At 66.8% G+C, this 16617-nt stretch carries 18 protein-coding genes and 1 tRNA gene; 5 read left to right on the top strand and 14 right to left on the bottom strand.

Going from position 1 to position 16617, the window contains the following annotated elements:
- Positions 1–29 precede the first annotated feature (29 nt).
- From FHP25_RS09745 to FHP25_RS09725, 5 genes are all read right to left on the bottom strand, one after another.
- Positions 30–1877, bottom strand: coding sequence for an ABC transporter substrate-binding protein (locus FHP25_RS09745; protein ID WP_218578302.1), 1848 nt, complete (start codon positions 1875–1877; stop codon positions 30–32).
- Positions 1766–2671, bottom strand: coding sequence for an ABC transporter permease (locus FHP25_RS09740; RefSeq protein WP_147846729.1), 906 nt, complete (start codon positions 2669–2671; stop codon positions 1766–1768). The genes FHP25_RS09745 and FHP25_RS09740 overlap by 112 nt, the downstream gene beginning before the upstream one ends.
- Entirely contained in the window at positions 2671–3627 is a 957-nt protein-coding gene (locus FHP25_RS09735) for an ABC transporter permease (protein ID WP_147846728.1), read from the bottom strand. The genes FHP25_RS09740 and FHP25_RS09735 overlap by 1 nt, the downstream gene beginning before the upstream one ends.
- 35 nt (positions 3628–3662) lie before the next feature.
- Entirely contained in the window at positions 3663–4574 is a 912-nt protein-coding gene (locus FHP25_RS09730) for an alpha/beta hydrolase family protein (RefSeq protein ID WP_147846727.1), read from the bottom strand.
- 127 nt (positions 4575–4701) lie between these two features.
- Positions 4702–5565 (bottom strand): helix-turn-helix transcriptional regulator, encoded by an 864-nt coding sequence (locus tag FHP25_RS09725; protein WP_178133419.1) that lies wholly within the window; start codon positions 5563–5565, stop codon positions 4702–4704.
- A 429-nt stretch (positions 5566–5994) separates the two neighbouring features.
- Between FHP25_RS09725 and FHP25_RS09720 the strand changes: the two genes are divergently transcribed.
- The gene (locus FHP25_RS09720) at positions 5995–6417 is read left to right on the top strand and encodes a hypothetical protein (protein ID WP_147846725.1); all 423 of its coding nucleotides are present in this window, start codon (positions 5995–5997) and stop codon (positions 6415–6417) included.
- Between the two features lie 184 nt (positions 6418–6601).
- On the opposite strand, the gene FHP25_RS09715 is transcribed toward FHP25_RS09720, so the two are convergent.
- The 4 genes from FHP25_RS09715 to FHP25_RS09700 form a co-directional block, all read right to left on the bottom strand.
- Complete coding sequence (locus FHP25_RS09715; RefSeq protein WP_147846724.1) at positions 6602–7006, bottom strand: hypothetical protein; 405 nt, start codon at positions 7004–7006, stop codon at positions 6602–6604.
- An 87-nt stretch (positions 7007–7093) separates the two neighbouring features.
- Positions 7094–7864, bottom strand: a complete 771-nt coding sequence (locus FHP25_RS09710) for an IclR family transcriptional regulator (protein WP_218578300.1) — start codon at positions 7862–7864, stop codon at positions 7094–7096.
- A 37-nt stretch (positions 7865–7901) separates the two neighbouring features.
- The gene (locus tag FHP25_RS09705) at positions 7902–8879 is read right to left on the bottom strand and encodes a Bug family tripartite tricarboxylate transporter substrate binding protein (protein ID WP_147846722.1); all 978 of its coding nucleotides are present in this window, start codon (positions 8877–8879) and stop codon (positions 7902–7904) included.
- Positions 8880–8935: 56 nt separating this feature from the next.
- Positions 8936–10078 (bottom strand): acyl-CoA dehydrogenase family protein, encoded by a 1143-nt coding sequence (locus FHP25_RS09700; RefSeq protein WP_147846721.1) that lies wholly within the window; start codon positions 10076–10078, stop codon positions 8936–8938.
- Between the two features lie 219 nt (positions 10079–10297).
- Between FHP25_RS09700 and FHP25_RS09695 the strand changes: the two genes are divergently transcribed.
- On the top strand, positions 10298–11722 hold the full coding sequence (locus tag FHP25_RS09695) for a M20 family metallopeptidase (RefSeq protein WP_147846720.1): 1425 nt from the start codon (positions 10298–10300) through the stop codon (positions 11720–11722).
- 40 nt (positions 11723–11762) lie between these two features.
- On the opposite strand, the gene FHP25_RS09690 is transcribed toward FHP25_RS09695, so the two are convergent.
- Positions 11763–11838 (bottom strand) — tRNA-Phe (locus FHP25_RS09690).
- 251 nt (positions 11839–12089) lie between these two features.
- On the opposite strand from FHP25_RS09690, the gene FHP25_RS09685 reads away from it, so the two are divergent.
- The 3 genes from FHP25_RS09685 to FHP25_RS09675 all read left to right on the top strand — a co-directional run bounded on the left by FHP25_RS09685 (position 12090) and on the right by FHP25_RS09675 (position 13962).
- A complete protein-coding gene (locus FHP25_RS09685; RefSeq protein WP_147846719.1) occupies positions 12090–13193 on the top strand; it encodes an amidohydrolase family protein in 1104 nt (367 codons plus the stop codon).
- Between the two features lie 126 nt (positions 13194–13319).
- Entirely contained in the window at positions 13320–13628 is a 309-nt protein-coding gene (locus FHP25_RS09680) for a hypothetical protein (protein ID WP_147846718.1), read from the top strand.
- Positions 13629–13644: 16 nt separating this feature from the next.
- Entirely contained in the window at positions 13645–13962 is a 318-nt protein-coding gene (locus tag FHP25_RS09675; protein ID WP_147846717.1) for a hypothetical protein, read from the top strand.
- Between the two features lie 33 nt (positions 13963–13995).
- Here the strand turns inward: FHP25_RS09675 and FHP25_RS09670 are convergent, their stop codons facing one another.
- The 4 genes from FHP25_RS09670 to FHP25_RS09655 all read right to left on the bottom strand — a co-directional run bounded on the left by FHP25_RS09670 (position 13996) and on the right by FHP25_RS09655 (position 16615).
- Positions 13996–14190 (bottom strand): DNA gyrase inhibitor YacG, encoded by a 195-nt coding sequence (locus FHP25_RS09670; protein ID WP_147846716.1) that lies wholly within the window; start codon positions 14188–14190, stop codon positions 13996–13998.
- Complete coding sequence (locus tag FHP25_RS09665) at positions 14187–15416, bottom strand: ribonuclease E/G (protein WP_147846715.1); 1230 nt, start codon at positions 15414–15416, stop codon at positions 14187–14189. Before FHP25_RS09665 ends, FHP25_RS09670 begins: the two co-directional genes overlap by 4 nt.
- Positions 15417–15468: 52 nt before the next feature.
- Entirely contained in the window at positions 15469–16101 is a 633-nt protein-coding gene (locus tag FHP25_RS09660) for a Maf family protein (RefSeq protein WP_147846714.1), read from the bottom strand.
- 70 nt (positions 16102–16171) lie between these two features.
- Positions 16172–16615, bottom strand: coding sequence for an arsenate-mycothiol transferase ArsC (locus FHP25_RS09655; RefSeq protein WP_147846713.1), 444 nt, complete (start codon positions 16613–16615; stop codon positions 16172–16174).
- Positions 16616–16617 lie beyond the last annotated feature (2 nt).

Raw genomic sequence — 16617 nt, 5'->3', positions numbered from 1 at the left:
AGTTCCTGTCGAAAAGCGGATGCCGGCGATCAGAAGCCCATCTTCCTCTTCAGCTCCTGGTCGATCCAGATCCGGGCATAGATCGGCCCCGGCCTTACAGCGCCGACAGACAGCTCACCATCGTAGTTCTTCACCCAGGGCCACCACGCGGCATAGAGATAAGCGGTCGGCAGCCAGATGTACGGGGCCTGATCAAGCATATGCACGGTCATCTCGCGCAGCATGCGCTGGCGCTCGGCCTCATCGCGGGTGGCGTAGACATCGGCCATCTTCCTGTCGAACGCCGCATCGCTCCATTGCGACGGATTCCACAACTGGCCCGTCACGAAGTTGGTGCGAATGGTCATGGTCGGGTTGGTGTGCCCCTTGTTCATCAGGTACATGGGGGCGTTCTTGCGCGTCGTCATGGCCGAGAGGAACGCACCGTACTCCATGGGCTGCAGCTCGATCCTCACCCCGATCTTCTCGAGATAGGCCGCGATCATCGGCGCCAGATCGCCATGCGCGGGTGAGCAGGTACAGAACTGCATTTTCGTGGTGAAGCCGTTGGGATAGCCGGCATCTTTCAGCAGTTCCTTGGCCTTCTGCGGATCGTAGGTGAACAGCTGCTTCACCGAAGGCGGCATCTCGGCGAGCGGCTGATAATAGCCGGTCCAGTCCGTATACATGGGAAAACCGAGCATCTCGGCGTTGCCGCCGTAGTAGGCGGCAACGATCTCGTCCTTGTTTACGGCCATGTTGAGCGCGCGCCGCACGCGGATATCGTCGAACGGCTTGGAGTCGACACGCAACGCGACATACTGGCCCAGCGTCGATAGCCGCTTGCTCCAGAGCAGCGTCGGCGCGCTCTTCTTGAGCTCGTCCACAGAACGCCAGCCGACGCTTTCCAGGATGTCCAGCTTGCCGGAACGCAGCGCGGTGAGCTGCGTGGCCGTGTCCTTGATCGTCCGATAGGTCACCTTGTCGACGAACGGCAGCCTGTAGTCCGTATTGCCGATGCGCTCCTTGTCCCAATAATCTGGATTCTTGACGTAGGTCTGGAATCCGCCTTGGACGAACTCGGCGATCTGGAACGGCCCGGTGCCGGTGGCGTTCTTCCAGTTGCTCGGGCCGGCATCGACAAGCTCCTTTGGCACGATCGCCGAGTTGTAGCCCCATCCGAATCGCGCACCCCATTCGGCGTTGAACGCCTTCATGTGGAAGACGACCGTGTGGCGGTCGCGCGCTTCGACGCGGTCGACAAAGTCGAAGTAGTCAGCTTGCTTCCGCGGACTCGTATTCAGCCTGTTGAAGCTGAACACAACGTCATCAGCCACGAACTCGCGGGTCTTCATCACGCCGGGCTTTTCGGGCCACATGATGCCGCGGCGCAGCTTGAAAACGAGCGCCAGGGGGTTGGCTTCCCACTCCCAGCTTTCCGCGAGCTCGCCACGCAAGCCGTCGCTTGGCAGCGAGGCGTCGGCGACGAACCGGTGCTTGCCGCCGTTCTTCCGCGACTTCGACAGGTCGCCAGCGATCAGCTGCTCGAAATAGAAGCCCGTATCGTGGTTCACCTTCCAGTTCCAATCATAGGGATCCCACGACAGGGCGCTCAGCGTGACGTACACCGACCCGATGTTCAGGGCGCCGCCATACCGCGGAGTCTCGCCGTTCTCCGCCGCCGCGCTGCCGGCGACCGTGGCCAACGTCCACGCCATGGCGCCAGCGCGGGCCACCTGCAGCAATTTGCTGTTGCTCATCTTTCCCTCCCTGTTCCTCAAAATGCTCATGGGGCGCTGCGCAGGCGCGGATCGAGCAGGTCGCGCAGGGCGTCGCCGAACACATTGACGGCATACACCACGAGCGTGAGGCAGATCCCCGGCGCCAGCGCCAGCCACGGCGCGTCGTACATGAACACGCGACCGGCACCGCTCAGCATGCCGCCCCAGGTCGGGGCCGGCGGCGGAACGCCCAGCCCGATGAAGGACAGACCTGACTCCGCCAGGATGACGGCACCGACGCGCGTGGTGAAGAGCACGATCACGATCGGCGTCACATTGGGCAGAATGTGATGCCACAGAATGCGTAGAGTGCTGGCCCCGGTGGACTGCGCGGCGTGCACGTACATGTTCTCGCGCACCGAGATGACGGCACCGCGCACGATGCGCGACCCGGCGATGCCGAACAGCAGGCCCAGAAGCCCGATCACCTGCGGCATGCCGGGTCCGATGACGGACACTACGACAATGAGAAGGACGAGGTCCGGGAAGCTCATCCAGGCATCGACGAAGCGCTGGACGACCATGTCGACCTTGCCACCGAGATACCCGGTGAGGACTCCCAGCACGACGGAGATCACCGTGGCGATCGCCGCGGCCGAGAAGCCGATGATCACCGAGAGCTGGGCGCCGTAGAGGACCCGGCTCAGCATGTCACGGCCTAGGCTGTCCGTTCCCAGCGGCGCCTGCAGTGACGGCGGCTTCAGACGCGCAATTGGGTTGATCTGGTTCATGCCGTGCGGCGCGACCACGTCCGCCAGCAGGCCGCAGGCCAGGAACAGCAGGAAGATCGCAGCGCCGAACGCGCCCAGCGGCTTCTCGCGCACCAAACGCACGATGAAGCGCACGAAAGGGCCAGCGTCGCGCCGCCGCGACGTCAGCGCGCCGGTTGCGGGTTGGGCTACCTCGACCATCAGGCATACCTCACTTTGGGGTCGAGCAGCCCGTAGCTGAGATCCACCAGGAGATTGATGAGCAGGACAGCCACGCCGACGACGAGGAAGACACCGGTGATGATCGGGTAGTCACGCTGGCTGACGGCCTCCAGCAGCAGCAGGCCCATGCCGGGGATGACGAAGATCTGCTCCATGATGACCGTGCCGCCGATCAGCAGCGGCGCCTGCAGGCCGATCACCGTGACCACGGGAATGAGCGCGTTGCGCAGCGCATGGCGCATCACAACCAGCTTCTCGCCCAGCCCCTTGGCCCAGGCGGTGCGGATATAGTCCTGCCGCAGCACCTCCAGCATCATGGTGCGCGTCATGCGCATCGTGACCGCGGACATCGCCGTGCCCAGGATCGCGGCCGGGATCAGCATCTGGCCCAGATGCCGCAGGGGATCATCGCGAAACGGCGTGAACTCCACCTCGGGTGCCCAGCCCCACCAGATCGAGGGGAAAACCATGATCATGGTGGCCTTCCAAAACCCGGGGATGGCCAGCATCAGGATGGCGAAGGAACGGCCGACATAGTCACCGATTGTGTCCTGGCGCATCGCCGAGTAGGCCCCGAGTGGCAGCGCGACGATGAGCGCGATCAGCAGCGCCATAAGCCCGAGCTCAAAGGTGACCGCCAGGCGCTCCATCACCAGCTCGGTGACCGGCGTGGTCTGCCACAGGGAGCGCCCCAGATCGCCATCCAGCAGCACAGCGCCGATCCATCGGAAGTACTGGACGTGCATCGGCTTGTCGAAGCCGAGCGCCGCCTCGATCTGCACCCGCGACTGCCGGGTCGCCCCGATGTCGTTCTCCGTCAGCATCAGATCGATGACATCGCCGGGGATCAGGCGCACGGTGATGAACACGATGACGCTGGTGAACAGCAAGGTCGGCACGAGCGCCAGCAATCGCCGAATGATATAGGCCTGCATGATGTCTTTGCCCCGCGCGGTTGCCGCTGGCCGGATCAGGGACGGCCGGCCAGGGCAAGCGCCCGGTCGATGCCGGCGCGCACGTCGGGCCGATCGAGGCGATAGTCGAAGCTGTGCGGCGCCGCCGGCAGGTTGACGACCTCCACCGGCGCATCAGCGGCCAGCAGCGCCGTCGTCGTCTCGTCGAGCATCGCCAGCAGGCCGGGGATCTCATCCTTTCCCGCCCGCAGCATCAGCAACGGCGTGCCCCGCTTGGCCAGCCTTGCTGCCGCGGCGCGCAGGCTCATACGCTCGCCGACCGCCGCATCGACGACGGCGGCGCTGGGGCTGCCCGGCACGATGCCCGTCGAGGGGTAGAACATGGCCACGCTGTCGATGCGGACCGGACGGCCGTCGCTCAGCAGCTCGGGCACCAGCAGGCCGCCGGCCGAGAAGACGAAGGCCCGCACCCGCTGCAGGTCGAGCCCGCGGCTCGCCCCTTCCTTCGCCAACCACGCCAGGACAGCGTCGACCTCCCCCATCGCCTGGTCAAGCCGACGCCGGGGAACACCGAGCGTGTGATCGAACATCACCGCCGCCACGCCGCTGGCCGCAAGGACCGCGCCCCAGTCTCGATAGACCTGCCATGCCGACGGCTTGATCGGCGCCTCGTCCGACAAGCCGCCATGGACCAGGACCACCACGGGCACCGGCTTGCCCGCCTCCTGCCGCGGCAGCGTCAGGTCGACCATCAACGGTGTGCCGTCGGCCCGCGCGCCGGCCGTCTGGCGGCTGCGCACGACACCGGCTTCGCGCAGCGGATGGCGCAATGGGGAGCGGATGGCCTCGACATAGGCCGCCGGGAGCTGGGGCGGCAGCGGCGACGTCTGGGCGGCGGCACTGCCTGCCGTCATCAGCGCCGACAGCGTCAAGGCCATCGCTGGCACACCGGAACGTCTGCGATCCACGACCCCTCCCCGACGCTGTTGCCTGCCTGCAGCAGGCCCTGCGGCTCGTGCGCGGGAGCAGACGCTAGCGAAGCGGAGTCAGGTCCGCAGTGCCGGGATTGCGCAATTGCGCCGCGTTGCCACTACCCTACGCGGCGATGGCGCCGGCGGTGGTCGTGAGGGGGAATGCCCGGGCGATCTCGTCGACCGCGGCGTCCGGCCGAAGCGGCACGAAGAGCTCGATGCGCTGCTCGTCGTCCAACCGGTACGAGGGGTCGTTGAGATAGTACAACAGCAACGGCCGGTCCTCGCATCGCAGCGCCGCCAAGTGGAAGTCGTGCTGCGCGCGGTGCCACACCTCCTGTGGCAGGCCACGCAGGCAGGCATGCCATCCGCCACCTACCGCCTGCCGCGCCAACGGGAGCGGCTCGCGGGTGTTGGCGCTGTCCAGGACGCAGGCGTGGGTGAAGGCGCTGTCCGGCGACAGCACCGCCAGCAGGCGTTCGCTGGATTTGGGGAGGCCTTGCAGCGTGAGGTGGCCGACCAACTCGTCGAAGGCCACCCAGGGATCCGCCAGCGAGCCGATCTGCCGCGTACACGGCCGCATTCGGGGAAACACGATCGCCGACACATCCACCGCGGCGCGCCGGTCCGTGGCGGATGCGCGGATGCTGGGGGGCGCCCCGAACTGACGGCGATACGCGCGCGCAAAGGCCTGTGCGTTGTCGTAGCCAGTGTCAAGCGCCACCATGGTGACACTGGCGTTGCGATCCACAATGAGGCGGTGATGCGCTGCCCGCAGCTTGACGCGCCGCACGGTCGCCTGCGGAGTCTCGCCAACCGCGTGATGATAGAGGCGGATGAAATGGTACGGCGACAGGCAGGCCACGTCTGCCAGCTCGTCCAGCGACAGCCGCACATCCGGCTGCACCTCCAATTGCGCCTCAAGGTAGCGCACGGTCTTGCGGATCCGGCGGCGGCGATCCATCGTGGCGGCAAGTCGGCTGGCCATCAGAGCTTTCCTCGGCTCGGTCGACATCGCTGTCGGACCCGATGCCACACTACACCGGCGATCCCGAGACTTCACAGGCCAACGTTGGTCCGACAGAGCGGGTGGCCCATCGCTGCGGCACGCCGATACCGCTATCGCCAGGAGCGAACCGGGGTGCACCAACTCCCGTTGCGGGCTGCGCGGGCCCTGCTCGAAGGGCTTCAACGGCACCTGGAAGGCGCTGATGCGCGGGCTGAACTGGAGCGCATATGCATCGCGGCCTGCGGCGCAGGCTACTCAATGGAGCGCGAGATACAGCGGCTGTTCCGCGATTCGCGCCTGGGACCGATCGGCGGCGGCGGCAACGACGGCGGGTACCCAACGATGTCTCGCTGTTCTCCTCGCCGCGCCTGCCATGCTACCCTCCATCGGACCTGATGGAGGCGTTCCTTGCGTAGCGCGATATTCGTGTTGTCTTGTGCAGCGATCCTGGGGGCGTGCACGCCCAATCCGCCGGTGACGACGGTCACGGACGCCGACGCCAAGCGGTTCGGGACCAATCCCGGGATGGGCGCGCTGTACGTGGTGCGCACGAACGACGAGATGAGCGCCTACGGCCTCGATCTCGGCCTCGATACGCGGTCGATCGCGACACTGGGACAGAACACATACACGCGCGTCGACCTGGCAAGCGGCCCGCACACCCTGACTTGCCGCGGCGCCAGAGCGCCGCTCGTCGTCCAGATCATGAGCGGACAACCGACATTCATCGACGCGGCGCTGATGCAAGGCCGTTGTGTGATGGCCCCTCTGGATCAGGCCTCAGGCCGCGCTCGCGTGCTGGGCAGCCAGCTCATGCCGCCGCGCTCATAGCAGACAGGCCTTCCGTCCCACCGCCGTGCCTGGTGAGGACAGAAGGCCGGGTGACGTCGTGCTGGGGCCTGGAGTCGCTGGTTGCTGACACACCCGTCATCCCGAGCGCAGCGAAGGAGCAAGCGACGCACGGTGCGCCATTCGCGGGAGATCCCTCGCTGCGCTCGGGATGACAGTCGCGGCCTCACCCTCCACCGATAGCCGGTACGTTCTGCGGCAGCGGCGGTGCGCCGAGCCAAACCCTGGCATCCTCGACGTCCCGGAACAGACGGCACGCGCGCTGGCCTTCCGTCCGGTCGATGAAATATCCGCCCATCTCCTGCTCCGCGTCCGATCCGACGACGAGCGCGATCCGGCCGTCCGACACGTCGTCTCGCCTTCTATCCTTGACGGCCTGGCTCAAGGCGGTGAGATAGCCTGGCCGAAGATCGGCGGTGGCCGACCGCGCATCGAAGAGGACGCGGTAGCCGACGGCGCCTTCCGCAGCCACGGCAGCCATGTAGCTCTCGAAATCCTGGCGCGCGAGCCCACCACTTGCCGTTGCGATAATGAGCTTGGCGCCGTGGTCCACCGTCCATCGCAGCGGCATCCTGCCCTCCGTCTGGTGTCCCCGCAGTGTCGACCTAGCATCGACCAACGGCATGCTCAAGCCGATCGAAATCTGTCGCCTCCGCTCTCAACTGCGGGACCGGCTCTGACCAGCCATCGCAGCCGAAATCCCGGCCGCGCGGTGGCGGAGATCCTCGCCGAGCGCCTTGACGCGGGCTTTGCTCATCTGCGCACCGAAACCGACCGCGCTGATCGCCATCACCGGCTTGTCCAGCGCGTCGAGCACCACGGACGAAACTGTCGTCACGCCCTTCACATAACGACCCAGGTCGACAGCATAGCCACGCTTGCGCACCTCTTCGACCTCGGCCAGATAGGTCTCGAAGGTCAGTTCGTCCTCCCAGCGCAGCCTCGCAAAACGCGCGCGCAACTCTGACGGAGTCAACCCCGAATGCGCGGCCATGCACCGGCCCAACGCCGCGATGTACATCGGCAGGCGCTGCCCGATGCTCATATGGACCCTGATCGCCGCATCGTTGTCGGCGCGGTCGACCAGCACCACGCGTTCCCCCCGCATCACGTGCCACAGCGTGCAGGTCACGCGATGGTTCACCGCCACCTCGCGCAAGTGGGGCCGCACCATCGCGATGTAGCTCACCGGCTCCAGCGTACCCTTGGCCAGCGCCAGCAAGCCCATGCCGACCGCATAGGTCTTGGTGGCCTCGTCGAACACCGCCAGCCCCTCGTGCACGAGCGTCTTGAGCAGGTTGAAGCACGTGCTCGGGTTGAGCTCGAGATCCCGCGCGATCCGGGTGACCCCGACAGGCGCCTGCGCGGCCACCAGGTAACGCAGCACGGCGAGGCCGCTGATCAGAGCGCCGACCAGCTTCTCGGGCATTGGCTCGCCAGGGGGCATCGGATCGTGCTCGCGCAGCTCACTCGGCCTTGAGGTTGAGATCCTTGACGATCGCCCTCCAGACCTGGAGCTGCTCCTCCTGGTACTGCACCGCGTGCTGGCGCGTCGAGGGTGTCGGCACGATGCCGGCCTGCAGCAGCGCAGACCGCACCGTCCCGGTGTTGAGGATCCGCACGACCTCCTGGTTCAGGCGATCCAGGATCGGATCGGGCGTGCCGGCGGGCGCGACCAGGACCCACCAGCCCGACATGTCGGGCGGCGTCGCGAGCCCGCTCTCGGCAAAGGTCGGCACGTCGGGCAGCAGCGGGTTGCGCTGCGCCGTAGGCACGCCGATCGCGCGCACCTTGCCAGATCTGATCATGGCCAGCGACGCGGCCACGTCGGCCACCATGACCTGCACGTTGCCGGCGATCAGGTCGACCAGCGCCGGCGGCACCGACTTGTAGGGCACGTGCGTCATGTCGAGCTGGTAGGTGTTCTTGATCGTGCCGCCGTAGGCGATGCCGCCGGTGTTGCCGCTGGCATAGTTGAACTTGCCGGGGCTGGCCTTGATCAGCCGGATCAGCTCAGGCGCGGTTCTGGCAGCGACATCGGTGTTGACGACCCAGACATAGGTGACCGATCCGACCATCGTGGCGTAGCCCAGGTCCTTGGCCGGATCGTAGCGCACGCCGCCGGTCAGCCCGGCCGGACTGGCGACGAGGCCGGCATTCGTCATCAGCCCCAGTGTGTAGCCGTCGGGCGGCGAGGTCACGACGGCCTCGGTGCCGACGGTCGAGTTGGCGCCGGGCTTGTTGTCCACGACGATCGGCTGGCCCAGCGCACGGGACAATGGGTCGGCGACAATGCGCGCAACGATGTCGCTGCCGGAGCCAGCTGCATAGGGCACAACGAGCCGGATCGGCTTGCTCGGCCAGGGCTGCGCCGCGCCGGGCCCGGCGGCAGCCAGGAGGCTCGCGACGGCAGCGAAGCCGGCGAGCCAGCGGATGATCTTCATGCGCGGTTCCTCCCTTGGTTGTCGTATAGGACGATGCGAAGAGGATGCGCGGCGGCTCAGGGCTTGAAGCCGAGCTCGCGCAGGATGATGTTCTTCTGGATCTCGCTGGTGCCTTCGCCGATCACGTAGACCAGCGCGTCGCGATGGATACGGCCCACCGGATACTCGCGCATGATCCCGGCGCCGCCGTGGATGCGGATCGCCTGCTCGCTCACGGCCACCGCGGTCTCGCTCGCGATCAGCTTCACCCGCGCCGCGGTCGCCGCATCGAGCGTGTTCTGGTCGACGCGCCAGGCGCCGTAGTAGACGAGCCACCGGGCCGCCTCGATCTGGGCCGACATCTCCGCGAGCTTGTGCCCGATCGCCTGGTAGTCGCCGATGCGCCGGCCCGCGACCAGGCGGTCGCGCGCGTAGGCGGTGGCCGCATCGAACGCCGCGCGTGCCATGCCCAGCGCGTTGGCCGCGACGCCGACCCGGTTCTCGCTGAGCGATTCCAGGATCACCGGGTAGGTGCCCAGGCGCTCGCCCAGCACGCAGTCGTCGGGCACGAAGACATCCTCGATATGGATCAAGCCGGTCTCGGAGGCGCGGATGCCCTCCTTCTTCAGCTTGTGGATGACCATGCCCTTGGCCGGCAGCTCGACGATGAACAGGCTGACGGCATCGCCCCTGAGCTCGGGCGCCGTGCGCGCCGCGACCAACAGGAAATCGGCGATCGGCGCGTTGGTGATGTAGAGCTTGCTGCCGTTCAGCCGCCAGCCGCCGGCGACGCGCTCGGCTCGCGTCTTGAGCGCGCGGATGTTGGAGCCGCCGTCGGGCTCGCTGAGCGCGAAGCCAGCGATCTTGCTGCCCTGCACCGCGGGCCGGAAAAAGCGCTGCCGCTGCGCGTCCGTGCCGGCCTTCCAGATCGGCCAGATCCCGAGATGGCTGTGCGCCGACCAGCTCGACGCGAAGCCCTGGCTCATATAGCTCAGCTCCTCACGCACGATGCAGTCGCTGATCTTGTCGAGGCCGCTGCCGCCGTCGCTTTCAGGGTAGCGGACGCCGAGCAGGCCGAGCTCGCCCCAGCGCGCGAACACATGCCGCGGCAGAACCTCGTTTTCCTCTGCCGCCGCGATCAGCGGCTGATGTTCTGACTGGCACAGGCGCCGCACGGTGTCCCGCACGGCGACGTGCTGCTCGGAGAAGGAGAAATCCATGGGCGCTGATATTCTCTATAAAGAATTCTATTCTTGAAAAAGAATACTGCGCATGAGCGGGCTCGAGTCAACGAGTGAATCGCGGACGACTCGAACACCCTGTTTGCAGCAAGAGTCACCACGGCCCGAATTCTCGAACCAAGCAACTTCCCTCATTCGGATCGCCCGCTTACTGTCGTCCCAGCAACGTCGGCCTAGATTGAGAATGGGAACGCTTGAATGGACATCGCCCGCCTGACGCATTTCGTCGAGACCTTCTGGGAGGGCTCGATACTGCCCCCGCTTACCGAGTACATCCGCATTCCCAACAAGTCGCCTGCCTACGATCCGTTTTGGGTGGAACACGGCTACATGGAAGACGCCGTGAAGCTGATGGAAAACTGGGCGCGACAGCAGCTCGGCGCGTTTGCAGGCGCCACGCTGGAGGTGATCCGGCTGCCGGGGCGCACTCCCCTTCTGCTCATCGATCTGCCTGGCGACGACAACAGCGACACCGTCCTGCTCTACGGCCATCTCGATAAGCAGCCTGAAATGGTCGGCTGGTCGGAGGGACTCGGCCCCTGGCAACCGGTCCTAAAGGACGACAGGCTCTATGGCCGCGGCGGCGCGGACGACGGCTACGCGATCTTTGCATGCATGGCCGCGCTTCGCGCGCTGCACGAGCAGAAGGTGCCGCGCGCTCGCTGCGTCATCATGATCGAGGCGTGCGAGGAGTCCGGCAGCTACGATCTGCCCTATTATGTCGACCATCTCATCGACCGCATCGGGAGCCCGTCACTTGTCATATGTCTGGACTCGGGCTGTGGTGATTACGAACGGCTGTGGCTCACCACATCCCTGCGCGGAATCGCAGCCGGCACACTCACGGTGCGCGTGCTGACGGAGGGTGTGCACTCCGGCGACGCGTCGGGCGTCGTGCCCTCCTCCTTTCGCATCATGCGCAGCCTCCTGTCGCGCCTCGAGGACGAGGACACCGGCGAGATCAATCTATCCGAGCTCCGTGTTCAGGTCCCGCCGCAACGCATCGCACAAGCCAGGGAGGTGGCCCGCATACTCGGCGATGCCGTCTACGATCGCTTTCCCTTTGCGGGATCGACGCGGCCGATGCGGGACGACACCGAGGAACTGGTCCTCAACCGCACCTGGCGGTCGCAGCTCGCCGTCGTTGGAATGGACGGCTACCCTGCGCCCGGCAATGCCGGCAACGTGCTTCTGCCGGTTTCGACCGCCAAGCTCAGCGTCCGCATACCGCCAACGCTTATCGGCAAGACGGCCGTGCAGGCGATCAAGCAGGCGCTGGAGGCGGACCCTCCGTACGGCGCCATGGTCGAATTCGAGGCCGAAGATGGACAGAGCGGCTGGGATGCACCGGCGCTTGCACCCTGGCTCGAGGCGGCGGTGGCACAGGCATCACTGGATGCCTTCGGCAAGCCACCGGCCTACATGGGCGAAGGCGGCTCGATTCCGTTCATGGGCATGTTGGGCGAGAAATTCCCGCGCACGCAGTTTGTCATCACCGGTGTGCTCGGCCCTCACTCCAATGCCCATGGGCCCAACGAATTCCTGCACATTCCCACAGGCAAGCGCGTCACGATGGCCGTGGCGCGCCTGATCGCCGCGCACCACGACCGGCAGAGGCGTTAATCGAGGCCCAATCCAAGATCGCGCCTGATTGAAAAGAGGATGGTGCCCAGGGGCGGAATCGAACCACCGACACTGCGATTTTCAGTCGCATGCTCTACCAACTGAGCTACCTGGGCCCGTCGATCACCGGCATCATCGCTGTGCCGGATCCTGGGGTGCGGCGGGGCTGCCCGCCGGTTGGCGGTGACGCTTATAGGGAACGGCCCATCGCCTGTCCAGAGGCACGGCGCCGATCGCGCTTTCGCCTCGCGACGCGGCCTTCGCATCATGGCAGGCTTGCCGAAAGGATGCCCCTGGCGCCTTTACAAGGCGCCATCTCGGCAGTGACACTTCCGTCACAAAAGGCCCGATACTCGGAGGAAACGCGATGCCCAAGCGGCCGATTTCGGCGGATTCGCATATCACCGAACCGCCCAACTGCTATATCGACCACATCGATCCGGCCTATCGCGACCGCGCCCCGCGCATGACCCGCGATCCCGTGCGCGGCGACATGTACATCGTCCCCGGAATGACCTCGACCATTCCGGTCTCCCTTTCGTCGGGCGCCGGCCGGCCGCCCGCCGAGCTGAGCACCACGGGCGCCCGCTTCGAGGAGCTGCACCGCGGCGGCTGGGACGCCGAGGCACGCCTGGCCGACCAGGACCGTGACGGCGTCGCCGCCGAGCTGATCTATCCCTCGGTCGGCATGGTGCTCTGCAACCACGAGGATCTCGACTACAAGCGCGCCTGCATGGAGGCCTACAATCGCTGGCTGCAGAGCTTCTGCGAGCAGACCCCCGGCCGCGTCTTCGGCCTCGGGCAGACGGCGGTGCGCACCGTCGAGGAAGGCATCGAGGATCTGCGCGCCATCAAGGCGATGGGCTTCAAGGGCGTCATGCTCCCCGGCTTCCCCGGCCAGGAGGACTATGACAGCCGCATCTACGACCCGTTCTGGGAAGCCGCCGTCGATCTCGCCCTGCCGCTGTCGTTCCACATCCTGACCTCCAAGACCGACGGCCTCGCCAAGCCGCGCGGCCCCAAGATCAACGCCTTCCTGTCGATCATCCGCGGCAACCAGGACATCCTGGGAATGCTGGTCTTCTCCGGCGTCTTCATGCGGCATCCCAAGCTGAAGGTGGTGTGCGCCGAGGCCGATGCCGGCTGGGCGCCGCATTACATGTACCGCATGGACCATGCCTACAAGCGGCACCGGCACTGGCTTAAGGGCCGCGAGCTGGAGAAGATGCCCAGCGACTATTTCCGCGAAAACATCTTCATGACGTTCCAGGATGACTTCACGGCATTCCAGTTCGCCAACCACGTCAACCACGAGCGCCTGATGTGGGCCAGCGACTTCCCGCACAGCGACTCGACCTGGCCCGACAGCCAGAAGGTGATCGCGGAGCAGACCAGCCACCTGTCGGCCGACGTGCGCGACCGCATCCTGCACGACAACGTCGCCGAGCTGTACGGGCTGTCCGTTCAGTAACGGACGAAACAGCAGCAACAAACGAAACAATCGTGCGCTGGACCCTTCAGGTCCAGCGAGGCACCTCCTTCACCGCCGAGCGGGCGCTTGCTCATGTTGCTCAGCACGACGTGAAGGAGAGGCCAAATGCGTTCGTTGATTCCCGGCATGGTGCTGGGCGCTGTCATGCTTGCCGCAACGCCATCGCTGGCGCAGGAGAAGGTCGGCATCGCGGTGTGCGACGAGTTCCTGGAGAAGTACGCGGTCTGCGCCAGGGACAAGATGCCGGCCGCGCAGCGCGGCACGATCCTCGAGTCGATCGACCAGATGCGCTCGAGCTGGAAGCAGACCCTGGCCAGCAGCCCCGAGTCGAAGGGGCAGATGGAAGGCACCTGCCGCCAGACCATGGAGACGATGAAGACGTCGCTATCCGCCGCCTATGGCTGCAGCTTCTGACGCCGGGGAGACGGACATGCTGGAATTGATCACGCTCCTGGCGGCGCTGGTGCTGTGCGTCTGGACCCCGATCGAGGCGCGCAAGGTGCGCAGCGGCTGGATGCGCAAGAACTTCAAGGGCGATCACGCCGAATTCGTTGTCAAGTACCGGCACCAGCTCGCGGTGATGGGTTGGGTCGGGCTGACGCTCGGCATCCTCAACATCGGCCTTGGGGCGCTCGCCGCCAACGAGGCAGGCTTCATCGTGAAGCTGGTTGTCGGAAGCATCTGGATCGTCGGCGGCGGAGTCTCGCTCGCCTCCCGCCGCCTCCTGAACACGCCACGCACGGCATAGGGATGGGCCGAGCAAGACCGACGGCGCGTGCGGTCAGTCCTCGTCGTCGCCGTCGTCAGCCGGCCGCTCATGGGCAGGCACGCGATAGCTCTCGTTCAGCCAGCGGCCAAGATCGATGTCGGCGCAACGCTTCGAGCAGAACGGGCGATGCGCCGCCTCGACAGGCTTGCCGCAAATCGGGCATTTCGCCTGACGTCTGACGATGCGCAGCGACGGTCGGTCGCTCATGACTCTTCTGCCGTGTTGCCGCGGTCGGCGGGTCCGGCCACGCCCGCCGCGTTGGCACGCTCGAACGCATCGAGCGCCTGCGCCAGGCTCGGGCCGCGGCGCGCCCGCGTGATCTCCATCAGGCCCAGCCGCGTCATCCCGACGACTTGCGTCGGCACCGGATCGTCGGCCACGCGTTCGGCCAGCACCGCCTGCACCCGGGCCCGGTCGCCCTGCGCCCGCATGTCGATGAAATCGACAATCACGATGCCGCCGATATTGCGCAAGCGCAATTGCCGCGCGATCTCTTCGGCGGCGTCGAGGTTGACCTCGAGCGCGGTGCGCGGCCCTTGTCCCTGCCGCATCCCGGCCGAACCGCTGTCGACGTCTATGGCGCACAGCGTGCGGCCGGGCTCGAACAGGATCTCGACCCCCGATCGCAGCACCATCCGCGGCTGCAGCGCGGCCTCGATCTGGCCGGCGACGTCGTGCGTATCCAGCACATCGCCATTGCCGATCACCAGCCGCAGCTCACCGCGATCGTCGAACGAATCGAGCGTGCGGCGCGCCTGCAGCGCCAGCGCCCGGTCATCCAGCACGATCTCGGCCAGGGTGCCGCCGCGGTCGCGCACGGCCCGCAGCAACGGGTGCGGCTCCGACACGAGCACGACCGGCGGACGTTGTGCGAGCGCGCGCGTGCGCAGGCCGTCCCAGCGAACCAGCAATCCCTGGCCTTCGTTCACGACGGCTTCGCGCGGCGCGCCGGCGGCGGCGGTGCGCACTACCCAGCCACCTTCATCGGCACCGATATCTCCCATCGCCTGCAGCAACCGGTCGCGCGCAGCGCTGTCAGGCACCCGGCGCGACAACTGGGTGCCCTCGCCATGCGGGTGGAACACCAGATAGCGTCCGACCAGGCCGAGATTCATCGTCAGCCGCGCGCCCTTGTCCTCCAGCGCATCGCGCGTGACCTGCACCAGGATCGGCAGGCCCGCCGGCGGACGCTCGCCGTCGAAGCCCATCATGTCGGTGCGCCGCAGGAAGCCGGCGCGAGCCGCCCCGATATCCACGAAGGCAGCGTCCAGCTCGGGCACGAAGCGCTCGATACGGCCCAGGATCACCGCGCCCGTCAGATCGGCATGGTCCCTGGTGGCGACCGCCACCTCCACCAGCCGCCCGCCCGACAGCGACGCCAGCAGCGTCGCGCCGGGCGTCTCATGACAGACGAGGCGGTCGATGCTGCTCATGGCTGGCGCCCCGGCGCCAACCGGGCCGCCGCGGCCGCGCGGTGGTATCTCGTCATGCCGTGTCGCGCCACCATCCGGCGCCCCTCAGCAGGTTGACGGTCTCGTGCAGCGGCAGGCCCACGACATTGCTGTACGACCCGGACATGAACGCCACGAACGCTGCGGCCCGCCCCTGGATGGCATAGCCGCCGGCCTTGCCGTGCCACTCGCCACTGGCGATGTAGGCATTGATCTCGGTGGCGCTCAAGCGTTTGAAGCGCACGGCGCTCGTCACCAGCGCCCGGCGCTGCACGTTCCCCGGCCCCATCACGCAGACACCGCCCAGCACGCGGTGCCGCCGGCCCGACAACAGCGCCAGGCACTGCCGCGCCTGAGCCTCGGTCTCGGCCTTGGGCAGGATACGCCGGCCGCAGGCGACCACGGTGTCGGCACCGAGCATGATGCAACCGGGGTGCCGCACAGCCACGGCTTGCGCCTTGGCCATGGCCAGGCGCTGAGCATGGGCCGCCGGCAGCTCCGCGCGCCAGGGCGCTTCGTCCAGGTCGGCCGCATCGACGGCATGCGGCGTCACACCGATCTGGCGCAACAATTCGAGGCGCCGCGGCGAGGCCGATGCCAGCACGAGCGGATAGGCGGTCAAGGTCGGCACGATTGGCGCTGGGACATCGATGGAGCCGCCGGCCATGCCGGCGGCGGCGCCACTTGATGGCGTCCGGGCGGGGTGAAGTCAAGGCGGCAGGACCAACGCCGCGGCATCAAACCTCGACCGCGCCGCTGGCGCCGAAGCGCTGCCGCATGCGCCGCCCCAGCATGTCCCGCACCTGCCGATAGGCCTCCAGCCGCCGCATGCGGTCGTCCTCGATGACGCTCGGATCGGGCGTCGGCCAGTACTCCACCTGCGTGGCCGCATCGCGCGTCAGCTCCAGCGCCGCATGATGCGCTTCGGGCGAGAGCGTGATGATCAGCTCGAACTCCGAAGGATCGATCTCGTCCAGCGTCTTCACGGTATGGCGATGAATGTCGACCCCGACCTCATCCAGCACCGACACGGTGAAGCCATCGAGATCGCCGGCGCGCACGCCCGCCGAATCGAAATACGCGCGCCTGCCGTAGTAGCGCTTGGCCAGGGCCTCGGCCATGGGCGAGCGCACCGAGTTCAACGTGCAGGCGAAGAGCACGCTGGAGGGCAGTTCGCTCATCG

Origin of the sequence: Vineibacter terrae, assembly GCF_008039615.1 — a bacterium.
GTDB lineage: Bacteria > Pseudomonadota > Alphaproteobacteria > Reyranellales > Reyranellaceae > Vineibacter > Vineibacter terrae.
Note: the sequence above shows the minus strand (reverse complement) of the source record. Positions and strands in the feature narration are given on the sequence as shown.